General features: G+C 59.0%; 3 protein-coding genes. 1 reads left to right on the top strand and 2 read right to left on the bottom strand.

Features of this window, described 5'->3' with window-relative positions:
• Positions 1–132 precede the first annotated feature (132 nt).
• Positions 133–2,310: a malate synthase G gene (locus EJA71_RS25365; RefSeq protein ID WP_158960496.1), complete on the bottom strand. Its 2,178-nt coding sequence runs from the start codon at positions 2,308–2,310 to the stop codon at positions 133–135.
• A gap of 514 nt (positions 2,311–2,824) precedes the next feature.
• Between EJA71_RS25365 and EJA71_RS25370 the strand changes: the two genes are divergently transcribed.
• The gene (locus EJA71_RS25370; RefSeq protein ID WP_158960499.1) at positions 2,825–3,343 is read left to right on the top strand and encodes a glycine cleavage system protein R; all 519 of its coding nucleotides are present in this window, start codon (positions 2,825–2,827) and stop codon (positions 3,341–3,343) included.
• Positions 3,344–3,567: 224 nt separating this feature from the next.
• On the opposite strand, the gene rarD is transcribed toward EJA71_RS25370, so the two are convergent.
• Positions 3,568–4,455: an EamA family transporter RarD gene (gene rarD / locus EJA71_RS25375; RefSeq protein WP_158960502.1), complete on the bottom strand. Its 888-nt coding sequence runs from the start codon at positions 4,453–4,455 to the stop codon at positions 3,568–3,570.
• Positions 4,456–4,592 lie beyond the last annotated feature (137 nt).

The following is a 4,592-nucleotide window of genomic DNA, read 5'->3' on the forward strand; positions in this document are numbered from 1 at the left end:
CAGCCTTCGGCAGCTCCTACAGGTGATCTCATGTAGGAGCTGCCGAAGGCTGCGATCTTTTGATTGTGCTTCCCAAAGAAAAAGCCCTGATCTCTCGATCAGGGCTTTTTCATGTCCGGCGTTCAGCGCAGCTTACAGGCCGTTGGCAGCCTTGAACTCGCGACGACGACGGTGCAGAACCGGCTCGGTGTAACCGTTCGGCTGCTTGGTGCCTTCGATCACCAGTTCGACCGCCGCCTGGAAGGCGATGTTGCTGTCGAAGTTTGGTGCCAGCGGACGGTACAGCGGGTCGTTGGCGTTCTGACGGTCAACCACTGGCGCCATGCGCTTGAGGCTTTCCATCACTTGCGCTTCGGTGACCACACCGTGGCGCAACCAGTTGGCGATGTGCTGGCTGGAGATACGCAGCGTGGCACGGTCTTCCATCAGGCCGACGTCGTTGATGTCCGGCACTTTCGAGCAACCGACACCCTGGTCGATCCAGCGCACCACGTAACCGAGAATGCCCTGGGAATTGTTGTCCAGTTCGTTCTTGATCTGCTCTGGCGTCCAGTTCGGATTGACCGCCAGCGGGATGGTCAGGATGTCGTCTACCGAAGCGCGAGCGCGTTTGGCCAGTTCGGCCTGACGGGCGAACACGTCGACCTTGTGGTAGTGCAGCGCGTGCAGTGCAGCGGCGGTCGGCGATGGAACCCAGGCGGTGTTGGCGCCGGCCAGCGGGTGAGCGATTTTCTGCTCAAGCATCGCGGCCATCAGGTCGGGCATCGCCCACATGCCTTTACCGATTTGCGCACGACCTTGCAGGCCGGTGCTCAGACCGATATCGACGTTCCAGTTTTCGTAAGCGCCGATCCACTTCTCAGCCTTCATGTCGGCCTTGCGCACAACCGGGCCGGCTTCCATGGAGGTGTGGATTTCGTCGCCGGTGCGGTCGAGGAAACCGGTGTTGATGAACACCACGCGCTCGCTGGCTGCCTGGATGCAGGCCTTGAGGTTGACCGTGGTACGGCGCTCCTCGTCCATGATCCCGACTTTCAGCGTGTTGCGCGTAAGGCCCAGCACGTCTTCGATGCGGCCGAACAGCTCGTTGGTGAACGCCGCTTCTTCCGGGCCGTGCATCTTCGGTTTAACGATGTACACGGAACCGGTGCGCGTGTTGCGACGCGAAGTGTTGCCGTTGAGGTTGTGCATCGCCGCAAGGCAAGTGACCAGACCGTCGAGAATGCCTTCCGGCACTTCGTTACCGTCTTTGTCGAGGATCGCGTCGATGGTCATCAGGTGGCCAACGTTACGCACGAACAACAGCGAACGACCGTGCAGGGTCACTTCGCCACCGTTCGGCGCGGTGTAGGTGCGGTCCGGGTTCATGGTGCGGGTGAAGGTCTGGCCGCCCTTGGAGACAGATTCCGACAGGTCGCCCTTCATCAGGCCGAGCCAGTTGCGGTAGATCACCACTTTGTCGTCAGCATCGACGGCCGCCACGGAGTCTTCGCAGTCCATGATGGTGGTCAGGGCCGCTTCCATCAGGATGTCTTTGACGCCGGCAGCATCGGTCTGGCCAACCGGGGTGGTGGCATCGACCTGGATTTCGAAGTGCAGACCGTTGTGTTTCAGCAGGATCGCGATTGGCGCGTTGGCGTCGCCCTGGAAACCGATCAGTTGTGCGTCGTCGCGCAAGCCACTGTTGCTGCCGCCCTTGAGGGTGACCACGAGTTTGCCGTCAGCGATTTTGTAGCCGGTTGAATCGACGTGGGAGCCCGCGGCCAATGGCGCGGCTTCGTCGAGGAAGGCACGAGCGAAGGCGATGACTTTGTCGCCACGCACCTTGTTGTAGCCTTTGCCTTTTTCCGCGCCACCGTCTTCGCTGATCGCGTCGGTGCCGTAGAGGGCGTCATACAGCGAACCCCAGCGGGCGTTCGAAGCATTGAGAGCAAAGCGAGCGTTCATCACCGGCACAACGAGTTGCGGGCCGGCGGTACGGGCGATTTCGTCATCGACGTTTTGCGTCGTTGCCTGGAAATCAGCCGCTTCTGGCAGCAGATAACCGATTTCTTGCAGGAAAGCTTTGTAGGCCACGGCGTCGTGCGCTTGACCGGCGCGTTCCTGATGCCAGGCATCAATAAGAGCCTGGAAGTCATCGCGTTTGGCGAGTAGGGCTTTGTTCTTCGGCGCCAGGTCATGAATGACCTTGTCGGCACCTTCCCAGAATTTTTCGGCGGTGAGGCCGGTACCGGGAATGGCTTCGTTGTTCACGAAGTCGAACAGGACTTTGGCGACCTGCAGGCCACCGACTTGAACGTGTTCAGTCATTGCTTGCCTCACTCTGCTCAGCTATTTCGCTTTTCAGCTCTTCAATTTTGACAATGAAGCCTCTGGCCATTTAAACCACAAACCTGCCGACCAGTACATGCCATTGCTGGCGGCTGGGCTGGGACCAATCAAAGGCTTGGGGCCTTGCTGACGGGGCTTTCAGGGTTGTGAGCATGCCTTGGGCAGACATCGATCCAGCGTTATGTAGTGCGCGCTGCGGCATACTACATGATGAGTTGCGCTTGTGAAAATCAGACTAATTACGTCGTTCTGCGACCTCATGTCGCATTGCGGTCACATCGCGGAACGGGATGTTCTCAAAAAACCATTGGATTGTTCCAGTTAAATATCAAAAGTTGTACACATAAATAGTATTTGGCTGCTATGGCGCCCGTGTCGCTTACACCCTATGGGAGCGAGCTTGCTCGCGAAGGGGTCGGTCGCTTCAGCGCAATATCCCCGCTTGCCTATACTTCCCCTTCTATAACAAAAGTCATGACAAGAGGGCGGCGCCATGGATCATCTCGTACTCACCGTTTTTGCGCCGGACAAACCCGGGCAGGTCGAGCGCATCGCCCAATGCATTGCCGAGCATGGCGGTAACTGGCTGGAGAGTCGCATGTCGCGGATGGCCGGGCAGTTCGCCGGGATTCTTCGGGTGGGCGTGCCGGCGGAGGCTTACGACGAATTGGTCGATGCCCTACAAGCATTGTCGACCCACGGTATTCGCGTGCTGATCGCCGAGAGTGGCATCGAGCAGTCCTGCACCTGGAAGCCGATCGCGATGGAGTTGGTGGGCAATGATCGCCCGGGGATTGTGCGCGACATCACCCGGTTGCTGAGCGAGCAGGACGTCAACCTTGAACGGCTGGTGACTGAGGTGCGCCCGGCCCCAATGAGCAGCGAGCCGCTGTTTCACGCCGAGGCGATTCTCGCGGTGCCACTGACCCTGTCGCTGGACGTTCTGCAGTCGCGTCTGGAAACCTTGGCCGATGATCTGATGGTCGAGTTGGTGTTACGCACAGACGTTTAAAACGGCGATGAGGTTATCCAGTTTTAACGTGCACCTGCCTGTGGATAACCTGTAGAGATTGCCCGTATCGCCAAGCCCGCCGTGGCTTTGCCGGAGTTGATCAAAAAACCGCCAGCATTCAGTGACTTGCGCACAAACGGCGGGGATCACGCTGTGGATAACCTTGGGAAGGAACGATGCAGGCCACGAGAAACGTGGCCTGTGAGGGTTTGTATGTTTTTTGATCAGCTGCGCCGGCGCAAACTGATCACGGCATCGACGCTGTAAACCGCCAAACCGGCCCAGATAAAGATGAACGCGACCAGTGTGCTCGACGACAAATGCTCGCCAAACAGCAGCACGGCTTGCAACAGCACCAGCGTCGGTGCGAGGTATTGCAGGAAGCCGATCGTGGTGTAGGGCAAGTGTCGCGTGGCAGCGTTGAAGCACACCAGCGGCACCAGCGTCACCGGGCCGGCCGCCACCAGCCACCAGGCTTGTGACGTGGTCCAGAACTCCGGTTGAGCGCTGGTCGCGGTCTGATTGAACAGCAACCAGGCAATGGCAATCGGCACCAGCATCCAGGTTTCCACCACCAGCCCCGGCAACGCCTTGACCGGCGCTTGTTTGCGGATCAAACCGTAGAAACCGAAGGTCAGCGCTAACACCAGCGATACCCATGGCAGGCTGCCGACTTGCCACACCTGCTGCGCCACGCCCACCGCCGCCAAACCCACCGCAACCCACTGCATCCGTCGTAGTCGCTCGCCGAGAATCAACATACCCAACAACACGTTGACCAGCGGGTTGATGTAATAACCGAGGCTCGCCTCAAGCATGCGTCCGTTGTTCACCGACCACACATAGGTCAGCCAGTTGGCGGCGATCAGGGTGCCGCTCAACGCCAGAATCGCCAGGCGCTTCGGGTTGTCGAGCAGTTCGCGCAGCCAGCCCGGGTGTTTCCACACCATCAACAACAGTGCGCCAAACAGCGCCGACCACAGCACCCGGTGGATGATGATCTCGACGGCCGGCACTTCGGCGATGGCTTTGAAGTAGATCGGGAACAGGCCCCAGATGATGTAGGCACTCAGGCCCAGAATGTACCCGCGACGCGGGTTGGCGGCTTGCATGCAGAATCCTTGCTTAGGCAGCTAACAAAGGAGGGATTGTAAGGAGGTTGTATAGATGTGTCGTGCCAGAGCGCAAAAAGATCGCAGCCTTCGGCAGCTCCTACAGGGGAATGTATTCCAAGGTAGGAGCTGCCGAA

It is taken from the genome of Pseudomonas sp. PB106 (genome assembly GCF_009764645.1).
Taxonomy (GTDB): Bacteria; Pseudomonadota; Gammaproteobacteria; order Pseudomonadales; family Pseudomonadaceae; genus Aquipseudomonas.

Coding starts and splice junctions, on each gene's coding strand:
- EJA71_RS25365 (WP_158960496.1), bottom strand. CDS start 2,310: ATGACTGAACACGTTCAAGTCGGTGGCCTGCAGGTCGCCAAAGTCCTG.
- EJA71_RS25370 (WP_158960499.1), top strand. CDS start 2,825: ATGGATCATCTCGTACTCACCGTTTTTGCGCCGGACAAACCCGGGCAG.
- rarD (WP_158960502.1), bottom strand. CDS start 4,455: ATGCAAGCCGCCAACCCGCGTCGCGGGTACATTCTGGGCCTGAGTGCC.